Consider the following 16,599-nt stretch of genomic DNA (forward strand, 5'->3'; position numbering starts at 1 on the left):
GCATCGAACCTGTGGGAGCTGCCGGACGGCGCTCCCACACAGTTTCTCGATTACTTCCAGTGATGAATCGGCCAGCCGGCCTGTTGCGCGTGCGCGTGCAACACCGGGTCCGGGTTGACCACGCGGGGGAAGTCGACCTTGAGCAGCAAGGGCAGGTCGTTGCGGGAGTCGGAATAGAAACTCGCGCCTTCGAGATTTTCTTCTTCGGCGTCCAGCCATTCCAGCAGGCGGGTGATTTTGCCTTCGCGGTAGGTCAGGGTGCCGACGGTTTGGCCGCTGTAGAAACCATTGACCACCTCCAGCTCGATACCCAGCACCTCATCGATACCCAGGCGCTCGGCGATGGGCGTGACCAGGTGGGTGCCCGAGGCGGAAATCACCAGGATCCGGTCGCCTGCCTTGCGGTGGGCGGCGATGGTCTTGGTGGCATCGCTGAAAATGATCGGCTCGATAAAGTCTTCGACCCAGGGCCCCACAAGGTGCTCGACCTCTTGCGGGGTGCGCCCGATCAAGGGTTCCAGGCTGAAGGCCATGAACTCTTCCATGGCCAGCTTGCCGTGGCTGTAGGCGTCCATCAGTTCGTTGTTGCGGCGCATGAACGACTCGCCGTCGACCCAACCCAGGCGGGCCATCTGTTCACTCCAGAGGGTGGCACAGTCGCCGTGAATCAGGGTTTCGTCCAGATCAAAAATTGCCAGGGCCATCAGTGCTCTCTCTTCAGCTCATTCGTTGACATCATCAGGCGACCTCACACAGGGCGCTCGGATCGATGGACAGTGCCAGGCGCTGACCGTCGGCATGCAAGTCAGCCGCCGAACGGTTCAGGACATCCACCACCAACTCCACGCCGCGTGACTCGACCCGATAGCGAATCACGTTGCCCAGCAGGCTGTGACTGCGGATCAGGGTATCGGGTTCGCCCGTGCGGCTCAGTACGATGGCCTCGGGGCGAATCGCGATGCGGCTGTTGACGGGACGTTGCAGCAGTTTACTGGCACTGGCGGCATCAAGCAGGTTGTAGTTGCCGATGAATCCGGCGGCAAACACGTCCACTGGCGCAGTGTAGAGGGTCTCTGCGTCGCCACTTTGTACGATTTTTCCCTGGTTCATGAGGAATATCCGATCAGACATGGTCAGGGCTTCCTCCTGATCGTGAGTGACGAAAATAGTGGTCAGCCCCAATTCACGCTGGATCTGTCGGATCTGCTCGCGCAGGTGCTTGCGAATCCGCGCATCCAGCGCCGACAGCGGCTCATCGAGCAGCAGCAGGCGTGGACGGGTGACCAGGGAGCGGGCCAGGGCCACGCGCTGGCATTGGCCGCCGGACAACTGGTGCGGATAACGCGCGGCAAAGTCCGTCAGCTCCACCAGTTGCAGCACTTCCTGCACGCGCTTGTGGCTGTCGTCGGCATTGACCTTCTGCATGCGCAAGCCGAAGGCGACGTTCTGCTCCACGGTCATGTTGGGGAACAGCGCATAGCTCTGGAACACCATGCCGATCCCGCGTTTTTGTGGGCTCATGGGCACCAGGTCCTGCCCCTCGAGCAGGATCTTGCCGCCATCCACCGCGGTCAGCCCGGCAATGCAGCGCAGCAGGGTGGACTTGCCGCAACCCGATGGGCCGAGCAGGGTGACGAACTCGCCCTTGTGGATTTCGCAATTGATGTCACTGAACACCGTGGTGCCGGAATAGTTTTTTTGCAGGTGTTGGACGCTGACATAGCTCATTGGCTTTTGTCCTTGTTCAAGATATTGGCAGCCCAGGTCAGAACCAGCACAAAGAGGAAGTAGGAGATCACCAGTGCGCTGGTGAAGTGGCCACTGCTGTTACGCATGTTGTTGAGGTACACCTGCAGGGTTTCGTAGCGGGTGCCGACCAGGATGTTGGCAAACACGAACTCGCCGAACAGGAACGAGAACGACAGCAGCAACGCCACCATCAGGCCCTTGCGCAGGTTCGGCAGCACCACCAGGAACGCTGCCTGGAAGGTGCTGGCGCCGAGCAACTGGGCAGCGTCCATCAGGTCGCGCAGGTTGATCGCCTGCAGGTTGTTGGTGATTGCCCGGTACATGAACGGCAGCGCCACGGTGAAGTAGCAGCCCACCAGGATCCAGGGCGTACCGACCATGGCGAACGGTCCGGAACCGTAGAGCTGCAACAGGCCCACCGAGGACACCACCGGCGGCACCGCGAACGGCAGCAGGATCAGGATGTTCATCAGCGCATCGAGTTTCGGGAAGTGGTAGTGCACCACGAACAGCAGCGGCAGGATCAGCACCACCGACAGGATCAGTGCCCCGACGCAGACCAGCAGCGACTGGCCGAAGGCATTGAGAAAACGCGGGTCACTCCACAGTTGCAGGTACCACTTGAAGGTGAAGCCGGAGGGCAGGATGGTCGCCGACCAACTGCTGGAAATCGAGTAGATCAGCGTGCCAACTAGCGGCAACAGCAAGATGGCAAACAGCAGGTAGACCACCACACGGTGATAAAGGGCTGCAGAGCCGGGTTCAGCGCGAGACATGGTAGCTCCTCTTCAACAGTAACTGATGGACCACGGTCACCAGGGTCATCAAGGCCACCAGCACCACGGCCAGGGCGCTGGCCATGTTCGGGTCGAGGGAAATGTCACCTGAAACCATCGCCGCGATGCGGATCGGCAAGACGTTGAAGTTGCCGGTGGTCAGGGCGTACACCGTGGCGTAGGCGCCCAGGGCGTTGGCCAGCAGGATCACGAAAGTGCCGAGCAGGGCCGGGGTCAGCACCGGCAGGCCGATGTGGCGCCAGAACTGCCAGCCGTTGGCCCCCAGCAACTCGGCGGATTCGCGCCAGTCTTCGCGCAGGGCGTCGAACGCCGGGTACAGCAGCAATACGCCCAGGGGGATCTGGAAGTAGGTGTAGAGGATGATCAACCCGGTTTTTGAGTACAGGTTGAAGTCCTCAATGATCCCGGCCTGCTTGAGCATGATGGTGATGCTGCCGTTGAAGCCCAGCAGGATGATGAAGGCGAAGGCCAGGGGCACACCGGAAAAGTTGCTGGTCATGTTGGCGAAGGCGTTGACGAAGTTGCGCAGCCTGGAGTCGACCCGGCGCAGCGAGTAGGCGCCGAGGATGGCGATGACAATGCCGAACAGGCTGGAATAGAAACTGATTTCCAGGCTGTGCTGGATCGCTTGCAGATAGAACCTGGAGCTGAAGATTTTATCGAAGTTGGCCAGGCCCCAGCCAAACTCTTCCGATTGCAGGCTGTTGATCAGCACCCAGCACAGCGGGGCGATCTGGAACACGAAAAAGAAGATCGCAAAAGGCACCAGGCACAAGGCTGCCAGCCATTTACCGCGCGTGATGGCGTTCACTTGAGCAACTCCCGGCATACAGGTTTGTCGTGGGGTATGCCGAGCAACTGGCACACCGTGCCGCACAGTTCGAGCTGTGCGGGAGCGGCATCGGGGTCGAAGCTGAAGGCATTGCCGATCACAAACAGCGGGACCTCCCGTTCCTCGGCCAGCAGGCCGTTGTGGGAGCGGTCGTTGTTCATGCCGTGGTCGGCGGTCACCAGCACCTGGTAGCCGGCGTCGAGCCAGCCTTGCAGGTAGTCGGCCAGGATGATGTCGGCCGAGCGGGCGCTGTTGCGGTACTGCGGGGTGTCGAGGCCGTGCTTGTGCCCGGCGTCGTCGATGTTCATCGGGTGCACCAGCAGAAAGTGCGGGGCATGTTGCAGGCGCAGGTGCTCGGCGTCGGCGAACAGGTGCGAATCCGGGTAGTGGTCGGACCAATAGAAGTGGCCGTACTGGATCGGCAACTCGGGCTCGGCGGTGTGGCGATCCCGGGCCGGGACGAAGGGGGAGCGGTTGTACAGCTCGCTGACCCAGTGATAGGCCGCGGCGGCGGTAGTCAGGCCGGCGTCACGGGCGTAGTGGTAAATGCTGCGCTGGTTGGACAGGCGCGCGACGTTGTTGTGGACGATGCCGCTGTCGATCGGCGTGACCCCGGTCAGGATCGTTTCGTAGAGCGGGCGCGACAGCGAAGGCAGCTCGCAGTTGAGTTTGTACAGGGCGGCTTTTTTCGCCTGCACATAGGCCTGCAAATGCCCCATGGCGTGCCGCGCGACTTCGTAGTTGAGACCGTCGAGGACGACAAGGATGACGTTGTGACTCATGGCACTGAAACTCCGTACATCAGTAACTCGAAACATCGTAATTCGTTGTGTGAACGAGCCTGCTCGCGAGAGCGGTCTGACACCCGAGAGGATCTTCGAATGTCAGGCCGCCATCGCGAGCAGGCTCGCTCTTACAGGGGTTACTTCATCTCTACGATGACTTCTTCGTTCCACTTCTGTGGCAGCGCCTTGGAGGTTTTTTCCCAGGCGTCGGCGTCCTTGATCGGGGTCACGCCTTTGTACTGCTCGTTAGGCAGCAACTTGGCCTGGATCTCGGCGGGCAGGGTCAGGTGTTCGGCGCGGATTGGCCGAGCGTTGCCTTTGGCCAGGTTGATCTGGCCCGCATCGCTGAAGATGTACTCGCGGGTCAGCTTGGCGGCGTTGGGGTTCTTCGCGTATTTGTTGATGATCGTGGTGTAGCCGGAAATTACCGAGCCATCGGAGGGGATCAGCACGGTGTAGTCATCCGGGTTGGCCATCTTGGCCTTGTAGCTCAAGCCGTTGAAGTCCCAGACCACACCCACTTCGACCTCACCTTTCTCCATGGTGGCAATAGTCGGGTTGGCCATCGACAGGCGACCCTGCTTGGCGATTTCGGCAAACATCAACAGCGCCGGTTGCAGGTTCTTCTCGTCACCACCGTTGGCCAGGGCCGCTGCCAGCACGCCGTTGGCAGCCTGGGCGGCGGTGCTCACGTCACCGATGGAGACTTTGTATTTGCCGGTCTTGAGGTCGGCCCATTTGGTCGGTGCCGGGGAGCCGTGCAGCAGCTTCTTGTTGACGATAAACGCGATGGTGCCGGTGTAGGCCAGGGCCCAGTTGCCGTCTTTATCCTTGGCCCAGTCGGGTACCTGGTCCCAGGTCGAAGGCTTGTAGGGTTGTACCACGCCCTGCTTGACCGCGATCGGGCCGAAGGCCGCGCCGACGTCGCCGATGTCGGCGCTGGCGTTGTCTTTTTCGGCGGCGAACTTGGCGATTTCCTGCGCCGAGCTCATGTCGGTGTCGATGTGCTTGAGGCCGTAGGTCTTGGCCAGGTCTTCCCAGGTGCCTTTCCAGTTGGCCCAGTCATCGGGCATGCCGACACTGTTGACCGCGCCTTCCGCTCGCGCAGCGGCTTCCAGGGTTTTCAGATCGGTATCAGCGGCCATGGCGGCGGTGCACATGGCAATGGTCGAGCCTAACAGGGATGCCAGGAAAAGCTGTTTCATCGAAAGCTCCTTTGGGCGTATTCAACGCTGCGTTTTTATCGAACGTTTGCGGTTGGGTTGGTCTAGGTCAGCAATACCTGAGCCAATTTAGGTGGGCTGGATGACACTTTGATGTCGGTGACCCCGGCCCTCGGCTTTTTTTTGCGCACTAGGGGTGACAACGAGCTAAGCGTAGACCATCGGGAGAAGGCCGGTTTACGGGGACTTGGCCGTAGAATTGCAGTGCTTGGCTGCTGCCGTTGGGCGGCTTTGTCATCGATCAGTCACATGTTGTGCCTAGGCTTGCACTAGCTTAGAGGAGGCGCTTTTTGGCGCACTCCGGCCCCGAAACAGTGCTGGTCTAGTCCAGAAAGGTAACCTTGATGCGTGAAGAGGCAACCCGTGCGGTGACAGCCATTGGCCAAGTCCTGCAAGAGCAGATCGACCACGGTCTGTTGGCGCCTGCCAGCAAGCTGCCGGCCGAGCGCAAGCTCAGTGAGCTGTTCGGCACCACGCGCATTACCGTGCGTGAAGCGCTGTTGCAACTCGAGGCCCAAGGCCAGATTTATCGGGAGGAACGCCGTGGCTGGTTCGTCTCGCCGCCCCGGCTGGCGTACAACCTGATGCAGCGTAGCCACTTTCACGCCATGGTCAGTGCCCAGGGGCGGGAGCCGTCGACCGAGGTGATCTCGGCGCGCCTGCAACCGGCGTCGGCGGCCGTGTGTGCGTGGTTGCAGCTGCCGGCGCTGTCGAGCGTGATCCAGATCTGCCGGGCGCGGCGCATTGACGGGCGGCTGGTGTTGTATGTGGAGCACTACCTGAACCCGCAGTATTTCCCGGGGATTCTCGAGCTGGACCTGAATCAGTCGATTACCGAGTTGTATGCCCGGCATTACGATTTGCACTATGGGCGGGTGCGCTTCGAGATCGTGCCGACCTCACTGCCGATGAACGCGGCGGCGGCCTTGCGGGTGTCGCTGGGCAGCCCGGGGTTGCGCATCGCCCGGGTCAACTACGATCAGCATCAGCGGCTGATCGATTGTGACCTGGAGTTCTGGCGGCATGATGCGATTCATGTCGGGGTGGATGTGGTTTAACGGCCACCACTCTGTTGAATGTTCCGGCCCCTATCGCGAGCAAGCTTGCTCGCGATAGGGGCCAGGCGGGTGATCAATCCTTCTCGGTGCCCCCTCCTGGGGTAATCACCTGGACGCTCATGCGTGGCGTCGCCAGGTCCAGGCCGGCCTCATCCATATGGCGCTTGAGCAACAGGTTGAACGCCCGTGACACTTCCCACTGCTTGATCGGCGCGGTCTTGAACCGGGCGCGCAGGATCGCACTGCCGGACTCGAAGCTCTCGACCCCCTGGATCTCCAGCGGCGACCAGATGTTGCGGCGTTGCAGCGGATCGTTACGGATTTTCTGGCCGACGTCGCGCATCAGCTTGATCGCCTCGTCGATCTCCATGTTGTACGGCACCGCCACGCGGAAGATGGCGTAGCCGAACTCCCGCGAGTAGTTCTTGATGCTTTTGATTTCGCTGAACGGGATGGTGTGGACGATGCCGTCGATGTCCCGCAGGCGCACGGTGCGGATGGTCAGGCCCTCGACGGTGCCCAGGTGGCCGCCGACGTCGACGTAGTCGTCGATGGCCAGGGAGTCCTCGATGATGATGAACAGCCCGGTGATCAGGTCGGCCACCAGCGACTGCGCACCAAAACCGATGGCCAGGCCGATGACACCGGCACCGGCCAGCAGTGGGGTGACGTTCATGCCCATGTTGGCCAGGGCGACAATCAGCGCGATGATGAAAATCGCCACGAACAGCACGTTGCGAATCAGCGGCATCATGGTCTGCGCGCGGGCATTGGCCAGGCCTTTGCGCGAGCGAGTGAGGGCGTGGTGCACGGCGGTGTCGCTGAGGATCCAGATCAACCAGGCGAAAATCAGGGTGCCGGCCAGGCTGAACAATTTGACGCTGACGTCATGGCCTTCGCCTTCGGTGAAGCGGATCAGCGACATGCCCCAGACCCGCAGGCCCAGTTCGATGAATGCCAGCCAGATCGCCAAGTGCACCAGGGTGTAGCAGAAACTCTTGAGGCGTTCGGAGTACAGCGCGTGGCGCTTGGCCCCGCGTTGCGGTTTGAGGGAATGCCGGCGGACCAGGCCGTTGATGACCATGCACACCACCAGCAGCACGGTGCAGATCAGCGCCTGGCGCAGGGCGGTGCTGGTGTCGCCAGCCGAGACGAAGGTGGCAAACAGCGAGATCCCCACCAGCACCAGGGCGGGCAGGTACCAAAAGGTGCCGAGGATCTCGATCGTGTCGCTGAGGGCGCGGCGGGTCAGGCGTCGCGATAGCGGCTGGTTGCGAATCAGGTGCGCGATGGGGCGGCGGAAACGCAGGATGAACAGGCCGGTAAACAGGGCGGCCAGGACATTGGCCACGGTGGCGGTGGCGTGGGCCAGGTGAATCCCCAGGCTGGCCACCAGCCTTGGATCGTTCAAGGCTTCGCCGAACGCGGCAAAGCTGCCGATCAGCCACAGTGGGCGGAAGGCCTGGTGCCGCAGGATGTACAGCGCGCGGTGACGGTGCGGACCATCGAGCAGGGAAAAGGCGATGACGCAGACGGCCGAGAAACAGGTCCCCACCACCAAGGCGTAGGCCAGCACCATCGCCAGGTACTTGCCCAGGGACGGCGGCAGGGCGTAGCTCATGTAGACGGTGATCACCAGGGCGATCAACCAGGGCCCGAGTTTGCGCAGGGCGAAACGCACCAGGTCCCAGGTCCGGGGGTGTTGTGGCAGTTCTTCGGTCAGGCCGAAGCGCATGCGCAAGCGGTGGCTGAGCCAGATCAGGGCTGCGGCGAGCAGGCTCCAGAGCATCAGCACCACGGCAAAGCCAAAGATAATTGGCAGCCACTCGCTGGCCGGCAGCATCAGGCTGCTGAATTCTTCCTTGGCCAGGTCAAATTCGTCGCTCCAGCGGGTGATCGGGCTGTCGGCGCCACTGAACTGTTTTTCCAGGGTCGACAGGGTGCCGCCAATCAAGCCCAGCACGCCTTCTTCCACGGGGGGCTGGGCTTTTTTCGTGGCGTCGCGCAGTTTTTTCAGGTCGGCCAGCAGCTTGGTCCGTTGCTGGTCGTTTTCCAGTGACTTGATTACTTCGTCCAGCGACTGCCCCAAGGGCTCGGTCGCTTCCGGCTGGGTCTTGCTGGAGCTGCCCAGCAGGCTCGGCAAACCGACCGCCTGGGCCGACGCCATGGGCAGCAACAGCAGCAAGCAAATGAACAACGTGGACGGCAGGGCGAACAGGCGAGCAAACACTAGGCGGTCAACCTCAACAGGTGCAGGTTGACCGAGTGTACGAGGGGGGCAAACCCAATGCGAGCGCGGTGGGTGCTTTTATTCGTTGAGCTTGGCGAGGATCTTGATGACCACGGTGGCGAGAATCACCACCATGCCGATCCACATCGAGAACACGCCGGCGTTCTTGTCGCGAAAGTTGAAGCCGATGGCCAGCAGGATCATCCCCGACAGAATCGGAATGAGCATGGAGTTGAACAAAGACATCGAGATCATGGCGACAGCCTTAGAAAGGAACAGATTTAAGTTTAGGTGGCTTTTGCGTCAACTGGCGTGATGAATGTCAACGCCAGGGCAATCCGCGGCGAGGGCAGCAGCCTCGCCGCGACCGGTCATGGCAATTCGCGGGAGGCGTAGAACGCGCTGAGCACTTTGACCAGGTGCACCAGGTCGTGGCTGCCACACAGTTCGCGGATCGAGTGCATGGCGAACGTCGGCAGGCCGATGTCCACGGTGCGTACACCCAGGTGGCTGGCGGTGATCGGGCCGATGGTGGAGCCGCAACCCATGTCGCTGCGCACCACGAAGCTCTGCACGGGCACTTCCTCGGCCATGCACAGGTGGCGGAAGAAACCGGCGGTTTCACTGTTGGTGGCATAGCGCTGGTTGCTGTTGACCTTGATCACCGGGCCGGCATTGAGTTTCGGGCCATGGTTGGCGTCGTGCTTGTCGGCGTAGTTGGGATGAACGCCGTGGGCATTGTCGGCCGAGACCAGCAGGGATTTCTGGATGGTGCGTACGAACTCTTCACCTTCAGGCAGCAGGCGGCGCAGGGTCTGCTCCAGCATCGGGCCATCGGCACCGCAGGCCGAGCAGGAACCGACTTCTTCGTGGTCGTTGGCGACAAACACGCAGGTCTCGTCGGTCTCGGCGTTCAGCAGCGCTTGCAGACCGGCGTAGCACGACAGCAGGTTATCCAGGCGCGCACCGGCAATGAAGTCGCCATGCAGGCCAATCACCGCGGCGCTCTGGGTGTCGTAGAAGCTCAGCTCGTAGTCCAGCACCACGTCGGCGTTCAGGCCGTGCTCCAGGGCCAATTGGTTGGTGAGCACGGCGCGGAAGTCGACGCGCTCGTCACCGGCAAATTGCGCGAGGATCGGTGGCAGTTCGGTCTGCGGGTTGATCGCCCAGCCCTGGTTGGCCTCACGGTTGAGGTGAATGGCCAGGTTGGGAATGGTGGCGATCGGTGCCTTGAAGTCGATCAGTTGGCTTTCGACCTTGCCGTCGCGGCGGAAGGTCACGCGTCCGGCCAGCGACAGGTCGCGGTCGAACCAGGGGGCGAGCAACGCGCCGCCATAGACTTCGACGCCCAGTTGCCAGAACCCCTGGCGTTGCAATTCAGGTTGCGGCTTGACCCGCAGGCACGGGCTGTCGGTATGGGCACCGACCATGCGAATACCGTCGTACAGTGGCGAGTTGCGCCCCAGCTTGATGGCCACGATCGAGGAGTCGTTACGGGTTACGTAGTAACGACCGTTGGCTTCGGTCGTCCAGGGCTCGCGCTCGTCAAGGCGCTGATAGCCCGCCGCTTCCAGGCGCTGGACCAGGCTGGCAGTGGCATGAAAGGGGGTAGGGGAGGCCTTGAGGAAGTCGATCAGGCCTTGGTTCAACTCTTCGCGCATAAGTAGCTCCAGACAGCAGTGCCGCGAGTTTAACGTATTGGCCCGACGCATTGGGCATGTGCGTGTGGCGCACGGCAATCGACTCGCGACACGGGATCAATGTGCCAAACGCTTGCGCAGGTAGGCAATGATGGTTTGTTCGTCTGCCGATTTTGCCGGCTTGGGCAGGTGTTTGGGCCAGCGTCCCCGGTCGGGGCCGAAGAACTTTTTCTGCGCACCTTCGTCCCAGCGCAGAATTTCCCGCGACGCCGATTCCCACCACTCGTGGCGACACACTTCGTAGTACGGGTGCTCGGGGGCGGCGCTGCCATAGAGCAATGCGCGCCCGACCTTTTTCACCGCGCCACGCTTGTTGCGCAGCTTCCACTTGATGCGCAGGCGCTGCCACGGCGAAGGGATCGGCTTGCAGCGCGGCACCTCGGTGCACAGCGCGGGCAGTTCGGCGCGGAAGCGTTCGCCATGGAGGCTGAAGAAGTGCTTTTGCATGGCATGGAAAAAGCCCTTCTCGGCGAAGTAGTGGTAGATGTAGCGGTTCGCTTCATGCACTGGTTTGTCGCGCATGGCGAAGGACAGGGCGATCTGTTCGATGGTGTGGATGTCGAACGCATCGCGGGTCCACTCGTCGATCAGCTCAATGCTGCGTTCAAGCAAGGGACTATCGCCGTCGGTGACGCCACACAGGCCGCTGTTGTACAGCTTGAAACCGTTGTCAGGCGTGACTCCGTGGGCTTGCAGGCAAATGCCCAGCTTGAGGTAGTCCGCACGTTCACAGACGGTGCGCCAGTCGTACTCGAAGCGGTCCATCACGTACTGGCCGGGGCCAATGTGCTCGAACACCCGCTGGGGGTTTTCGAGGAACAGGGTGTCGGTGTCGACGAACAGGGTCTTGTGCGCCAGGGTCAGGCCGTAGGCAATGGCGCAGGCCTTGCGCCGGTGGTGATAGCCGTTGGTGCCCTGCCAGGCGGTCATGATCTCATCGCTCAGGGCGATGGTTTCGACGGGCCAGCCGGCGTAGTCCTGCGGGCGATCGGTCAGGACCCGGATGCACAGCGGCTCGGACTTTTTTAGCTGGGCCAGCGCCGTGAGGATGCTGAACTTGGCTTCGCGCCGGTACACGTCCTTGTCGCCGTAGACCAGATAGAGCAATTGCTGCGGCGCTTTCTCGAGGGGCGTCGACGGTTGTGGGGAGTCAGGCGTCATCGGTCCGGGCGTCCTTCAGGTTTCGACGGGTTGCTTGAAAGGGCTTCAAGGCGCTCAAAAGGGTGCCGGGCACTCGAAGCGCAGGCGTTCACCGCTTTGCGGGTGGGTAAAGCTCAGCATGCTGGCGTGCAGGCACAGCCGAGGATACGCCGCCAGGGCTTGGGGATGGGCATACAGCCCGTCGCCCAGCAGCGGATGGCCGATGGAGAGCATGTGCACGCGCAATTGGTGCGAGCGACCGGTAATCGGCGTCAACTCAACCCGGCACCAGTCGCCACAGCGCTCCAGCACGCGCCAGAAGGTCAGCGCATGTTTGCCGAACTCGTGGTCGACCACGTGCCGTGGTTTGGTCGGTGGGTCGTAGCGCAGCGGCAGATCGATACTGCCACTGTCCAGTTCCGGTTGGCCCCAGCAGAGTGCGGTGTAGGCTTTTTCGGTTTCACGGTCGTGAAACTGCCGAGACAGTTCACGATGGGTGTCCGGGTCCCGGGCCAGCAGGATGATCCCCGAGGTTTCCCAGTCCAGGCGATGGACGATTCGGGCTTCCGGGTAGCCGTTTTCCTGCAGGCGGGTAATCAGGCAGTCCTTATTGTCATCGGCGCGGCCAGGCACCGAGAGCAGCAGGGTCGGCTTGTTCACCACCAGGACGGCGGCGTCCTGGTGGAGGATGTGGATATTGGACAACGGCATTAAAACAGCCTCGTAACAAACGCCAACGGCGGCTCAGGCCCCTCCAGCTAACCTGGGGGACCTGAGCCGCCGTGGCTCCAGCCGGATCGACTCAGCGATCTGGCAGGGTGATATTGAGTTCCAGAATCGAGCAGCTGCCCTGGTTTTCCAGTGCGACATGCACGTCGTCGGACCCGATATTGACGTACTTGCGGATCACCTCGACCAGTTCCTTTTGCAAGGCTGGCAGGTAGTCAGGAGTACTGCGCTGGCCGCGTTCATGCGCCACGATGATCTGCAGACGCTCTTTCGCTACCGACGCGGTGCTGGTTTTTTTGCTGGCGCGAAAGAAGTCAAAAAGATTCATTATCTACCTCCAAAAAGGCGCTCGAAGAATCCCTTCTTCTCAACATCAAGGAACCGGTGTTCCACGGTTTTGCCCAACAGACGATCGACGGCATCGCTGTACGCCTTACCGGCGTCGCTCTGGTCGTCGAGAATCACTGGCACGCCTTGGTTGGAAGCCTTGAGTACGGCTTGCGATTCTGGAATCACGCCGAGCAGGGTCACTGCCAGAATCTCCTTGACGTCTTCGACGCCAAGCATTTCGCCGTTGCTGACGCGCTCAGGGTTGTAGCGGGTCAACAGCAGGTGTTCCTTGATCGGGTCTTCGCCTTTTTCGGCGCGTCGCGATTTGCTGGCCAACAGGCCCAGCATGCGGTCCGAGTCACGTACCGAGGACACTTCCGGGTTGGTCACGACAATCGCTTCATCAGCGAAGTACATGGCCAGGTGGGCGCCTTTCTCGATGCCTGCCGGGGAATCGCAGACCACGAATTCGAAATCTTCCTTGAGTGCCATCAGCACTTTTTCCACGCCTTCGACGGTCAGCGCGTCTTTGTCGCGGGTCTGACTGGCGGCCAGGACGTAGAGGTTCTCAAGGCGCTTGTCCTTGATCAGGGCCTGCTGCAGGTTGGCTTCGCCATTGACCACATTGACGAAGTCATACACCACGCGACGCTCGCAACCCATGATCAGGTCGAGGTTACGCAGGCCGACGTCGAAGTCGACGATGACTGTTTTGTGACCACGCAGAGCGAGGCCGGTACCGATAGCGGCGCTGGTGGTGGTCTTACCCACACCACCCTTGCCGGATGTAACCACGAGAATCTTGGCCAAGGTGTTTCACCCCTAAGGAAAAAGGACTTTTAGCCCCGAAAAACATCTCTTGAAAACTACTGCAGTCGGACAGCCTTGGCTGGAATCAGGCCTGGGGCAGGGTTTACCTCCGGTAAACACCGCTCTATGCCAATTTCCTACTTCGTTTGAGCCGTTTTCACTACGTTTTAGAGATGCTTGGAAAATGCGGCAGTATCCGTTAAAGCCGAATGATGTTCAACACGTCGCCCGACAGGCTGACTTGTACGCCGGCCCCCCAGAGCGGGTCGCGACGAAGATCTTCGGAAACCTTGTAATGACCGGCGATGGACAGCAGTTCAGCGCTCATTTGCTGACAGAAAATCCGTGCCTTGGTGTCGCCTTTGACGCCGGCCAGCGCACGACCGCGCATTGGCCCGTATACATGGATGTTGCCATCGGCCAGAAGTTCCGCCCCCGGGCTGACCGAGGACACCACCACCAGGTCGCTGCCCTGGGCGTAGATCTGCTGGCCGCCGCGTACTGGCGAAGTGATGATGCGCGTCGGCTTGATGCTCGGCTCCGGTGGTTTTTCCGGCTTTTTGCGCACTTCACCTTCCAGCGGCTCAAGGGCGCGCTCGCGGGCACCCGAGGGTGGCAACACCGGCAGGTCGACGGCAATGGCCGCGGCAATGTCTTCGATACGGCTGGCGCGGATGGCCAGGGTGCGCAGCCCGTGGTGGCGGCACATGCGCATCAGGGCCGGCAGGTCCACCGAGCCTTCGCTGGCCGGCAATTTGTCCAGGGCCAGCACCAGCGGGGCATTGCTGAAAAAGTTGGGTGCCAGAGCTACCTTTGCAGCCAGCTGCCGGTCGAGGGTTTCCAGGTCATTGCGGGCCAGCTCCAGCACCGTAATGGCGAGCATGCTGCCCTTCAACTGGAACACGGGATCTTGGTCTAGCAGTTCGGTTTGGCTCATGGTTGGCATACAACGGCTTGTCACTAAAAGTGCCGAGACTTATAACGAGAACGCCCGCAGCCCGCAAGCAGGGTCGAACCGATGTAGAATGCGCGACCTTGTTGTCCGTCCGGAATCGTTAATGGATCGCCCGCAATTTCGAGCTGCATTTCTTTCGCCACGTTTTTGGCCGCTATGGTGCGGTCTAGGGCTGCTGTGGCTGGTTGTCCAGTTGCCGTATTCGTGGCTGTTGCGCATTGGTCGCGTGCTGGGTGCCGGCATGTATCGGGTCGCCAGCGACCGCCGGCGCATTGCCAAACGTAACCTTGAACTGTGTTTTCCCGATAAAACTCCCGACGAACGCAAACGTCTGCTCAAGGAAAACTTCGCCTCCACCGGCATTGCCTTCTTTGAAATGGCCATGAGTTGGTGGTGGCCGCGCGAGCGCCTGGCGCGCCTGTCCCATGTCGAAGGCCTGGAGCACCTCAAGCAGGCCCAGCGCGATGGCCAGGGCGTGATCCTGATGGCCTTGCACTTCACCACCCTGGAAGTCGGCGCGGCGCTGCTGGGCCAGCAACACACCATTGATGGCATGTACCGCGAGCACAAGAACCCGCTGTTCGATTTCATCCAGCGTCGTGGCCGTGAGCGGCATAACCTGGATTCCCTGGCCATCGAGCGCGAGGACGTGCGCGGCATGTTCAAGCTGCTGCGCGCGGGCCGGGCGATCTGGTACGCACCGGACCAGGACTACGGCGCCAAGCAAAGTATCTTTGTGCCGTTGTTTGGCATTCTCGCGGCCACGGTGCCGGCCACCAGCAAGTTCGCCAAGCTGGGCAAGGCGCTGGTGGTGCCGTTTACCCAGGAGCGCCTGGCCGATGGCAGCGGTTACCGTCTGGTGATCCACCCGCCGTTCAGCGATTTCCCGGGGGCCAGCGACGAAGCCGACTGCATCCGCATCAACCAGTGGATCGAAAGCGCCGTCAGTGCCTGCCCCGAGCAGTACCTGTGGGCGCACCGGCGCTTCAAGAGCCGGCCGCCAGGCGAGCCGAAACTCTACGACAAGCGTGGTTGAGCCCGCGACGGCCTACCGTCAATAACCAGCACCAGGGAGTGTGGCGATGAGTTCGGCTGAACCGGTGACAGGCTTGATTCTTTCCGGCGGCGGGGCTCGGGCGGCTTACCAGGTGGGCGTGCTGGCGGCCATCGCGCAACTGTTGCCGGCCGGCGCGGCCAATCCTTTCCCGGTGATCGTCGGCACCTCGGCTGGAGCCGTCAATGCGGTCAGCCTGGCCGCCGGGGCCATGGACTTCAGGTCCGCCATCGAACACCTGACCGCATTCTGGCAGGGCTTTCGCAGCCATCAGGTGCTGCGCAGCGACTGGCCGGGCGTGATCCGCCAGGCCAGTCGTTTTGTCAGCCACAGTCTGCTGGGGATTGGCGCCAAGGTGCCGGTGGCGCTGCTCAACAGCTCACCCTTGAGTGAGTTGTTGCACGCCAGGCTGGACCTGTCGGGCATCAATCAGGCCATTGCGCAAAAACAGTTGCACGCCGTGGCGGTGACTGCCTTTGGCTATGAATCCGGACAGGCGGTCACCTTTTATCAGGGCGGTCGCAGCATCGACCCCTGGTTGCGGCACCGGCGCATCGGCGTGCCAACCCAGTTGAGTGTCGAGCACTTGCTGGCCAGTTCGGCCATTCCCCTGTTGTTTGCGCCAGTGAAGATCGGCAATGAGTACTTCGGCGACGGCGCGGTACGCCAGTCGGCCCCGATCAGCCCGGCGTTGCACCTGGGGGCGAGCCGGGTGCTGGTGGTGGGTGTCAGCGGCAACCCGCGTGGCGTCGACCCCGACAACCTCCAGCGCACCTACACCGGCCAGCAGCCGTCCTTGGCGCAGATCGGCGGGCACATGCTCAACAGCACCTTTATTGACAGCCTGGAAAGCGACATTGAGTTGCTGCAACGCCTGAACCAGTTCAGTCGCTTGCTGCCCGACGGTACGCCAACCCGCGCCCTGGGCGTGGCACCGGTAGAGGTGTTGGTGATTGCCCCGAGCCAACCGATCGATGAGATCGCTGCGCGGCATCGCCATGAATTGCCGGCTGCACTGCGCTTGTTCCTGCGTGGCCCGGGGGCAACCAAGACCAGTGGGGCAGGGGTGTTGAGTTACTTGCTGTTCGAGGCGGGATATTGCAGCGAGACTGATCGAGCTTGGTCGCAGCGATGCCTTGGCCAAGCGCGAGGAGCTGTGTCGGTTTCTTGGGGTGCAGGAGCCGCTGGCTCTGGCCTGACAGGCATG

The 16,599-nt window shown here is 61.6% G+C and carries 16 protein-coding genes and 1 pseudogene; 3 read left to right on the forward strand and 14 right to left on the reverse strand.

What is annotated here, in order from left to right:
* Positions 1-50 precede the first annotated feature (50 nt).
* The 6 genes from Q1W70_RS17500 to Q1W70_RS17525 form a co-directional block, all read right to left on the reverse strand.
* Positions 51-704 carry an HAD family hydrolase gene (locus Q1W70_RS17500; RefSeq protein WP_166591650.1) on the reverse strand — a complete coding sequence of 218 codons (654 nt, stop codon included), beginning with the start codon at positions 702-704 and terminating at the stop codon, positions 51-53.
* A 34-nt stretch (positions 705-738) separates the two neighbouring features.
* Positions 739-1,728 carry an ABC transporter ATP-binding protein gene (locus Q1W70_RS17505; protein ID WP_166591649.1) on the reverse strand — a complete coding sequence of 330 codons (990 nt, stop codon included), beginning with the start codon at positions 1,726-1,728 and terminating at the stop codon, positions 739-741.
* Positions 1,725-2,525: an ABC transporter permease gene (locus tag Q1W70_RS17510; RefSeq protein WP_159997430.1), complete on the reverse strand. Its 801-nt coding sequence runs from the start codon at positions 2,523-2,525 to the stop codon at positions 1,725-1,727. The genes Q1W70_RS17505 and Q1W70_RS17510 overlap by 4 nt, the downstream gene beginning before the upstream one ends.
* Positions 2,512-3,357 carry an ABC transporter permease gene (locus Q1W70_RS17515; RefSeq protein WP_302097663.1) on the reverse strand — a complete coding sequence of 282 codons (846 nt, stop codon included), beginning with the start codon at positions 3,355-3,357 and terminating at the stop codon, positions 2,512-2,514. Before Q1W70_RS17515 ends, Q1W70_RS17510 begins: the two co-directional genes overlap by 14 nt.
* Positions 3,354-4,160: an alkaline phosphatase family protein gene (locus Q1W70_RS17520; protein ID WP_166591647.1), complete on the reverse strand. Its 807-nt coding sequence runs from the start codon at positions 4,158-4,160 to the stop codon at positions 3,354-3,356. The genes Q1W70_RS17515 and Q1W70_RS17520 overlap by 4 nt, the downstream gene beginning before the upstream one ends.
* A 140-nt stretch (positions 4,161-4,300) precedes the next feature.
* Entirely contained in the window at positions 4,301-5,368 is a 1,068-nt protein-coding gene (locus tag Q1W70_RS17525; RefSeq protein WP_166591646.1) for an ABC transporter substrate-binding protein, read from the reverse strand.
* 362 nt (positions 5,369-5,730) lie between these two features.
* Between Q1W70_RS17525 and Q1W70_RS17530 the strand changes: the two genes are divergently transcribed.
* Positions 5,731-6,444 (forward strand): UTRA domain-containing protein, encoded by a 714-nt coding sequence (locus Q1W70_RS17530; protein WP_166591645.1) that lies wholly within the window; start codon positions 5,731-5,733, stop codon positions 6,442-6,444.
* Positions 6,445-6,517: 73 nt separating this feature from the next.
* On the opposite strand, the gene Q1W70_RS17535 is transcribed toward Q1W70_RS17530, so the two are convergent.
* From Q1W70_RS17535 to minC, 8 genes are all read right to left on the reverse strand, one after another.
* A complete protein-coding gene (locus Q1W70_RS17535; protein ID WP_182341820.1) occupies positions 6,518-8,674 on the reverse strand; it encodes a mechanosensitive ion channel family protein in 2,157 nt (718 codons plus the stop codon).
* A gap of 78 nt (positions 8,675-8,752) precedes the next feature.
* On the reverse strand, positions 8,753-8,929 hold the full coding sequence (locus Q1W70_RS17540; protein ID WP_166591643.1) for a hypothetical protein: 177 nt from the start codon (positions 8,927-8,929) through the stop codon (positions 8,753-8,755).
* A gap of 116 nt (positions 8,930-9,045) precedes the next feature.
* The gene (locus Q1W70_RS17545; RefSeq protein WP_166591642.1) at positions 9,046-10,335 is read right to left on the reverse strand and encodes a M18 family aminopeptidase; all 1,290 of its coding nucleotides are present in this window, start codon (positions 10,333-10,335) and stop codon (positions 9,046-9,048) included.
* Between the two features lie 96 nt (positions 10,336-10,431).
* A complete protein-coding gene (locus Q1W70_RS17550; protein ID WP_302097665.1) occupies positions 10,432-11,535 on the reverse strand; it encodes a hypothetical protein in 1,104 nt (367 codons plus the stop codon).
* 54 nt (positions 11,536-11,589) lie between these two features.
* The gene (locus Q1W70_RS17555) at positions 11,590-12,225 is read right to left on the reverse strand and encodes an RluA family pseudouridine synthase (protein ID WP_027620023.1); all 636 of its coding nucleotides are present in this window, start codon (positions 12,223-12,225) and stop codon (positions 11,590-11,592) included.
* Positions 12,226-12,316: 91 nt separating this feature from the next.
* Positions 12,317-12,571, reverse strand: a complete 255-nt coding sequence (gene minE / locus Q1W70_RS17560) for a cell division topological specificity factor MinE (RefSeq protein WP_095167919.1) — start codon at positions 12,569-12,571, stop codon at positions 12,317-12,319.
* Positions 12,571-13,383, reverse strand: a complete 813-nt coding sequence (gene minD / locus Q1W70_RS17565; RefSeq protein WP_166591640.1) for a septum site-determining protein MinD — start codon at positions 13,381-13,383, stop codon at positions 12,571-12,573. Before minD ends, minE begins: the two co-directional genes overlap by 1 nt.
* A 199-nt stretch (positions 13,384-13,582) precedes the next feature.
* Positions 13,583-14,320, reverse strand: a complete 738-nt coding sequence (minC, locus tag Q1W70_RS17570) for a septum site-determining protein MinC (RefSeq protein ID WP_302097668.1) — start codon at positions 14,318-14,320, stop codon at positions 13,583-13,585.
* A gap of 121 nt (positions 14,321-14,441) precedes the next feature.
* Here minC and Q1W70_RS17575 point away from each other — a divergent pair, with 121 nt between their 5' ends.
* A complete protein-coding gene (locus Q1W70_RS17575; RefSeq protein ID WP_166591638.1) occupies positions 14,442-15,374 on the forward strand; it encodes a lipid A biosynthesis lauroyl acyltransferase in 933 nt (310 codons plus the stop codon).
* Between the two features lie 46 nt (positions 15,375-15,420).
* Positions 15,421-16,591 (forward strand): annotated as a pseudogene (locus tag Q1W70_RS17580) (patatin-like phospholipase family protein).
* Positions 16,592-16,599: the final 8 nt, after the last annotated feature.

Origin of the sequence: Pseudomonas kielensis (genome assembly GCF_030505375.1) — a bacterium.
Taxonomy (GTDB): domain Bacteria; phylum Pseudomonadota; class Gammaproteobacteria; order Pseudomonadales; family Pseudomonadaceae; genus Aquipseudomonas; species Aquipseudomonas kielensis.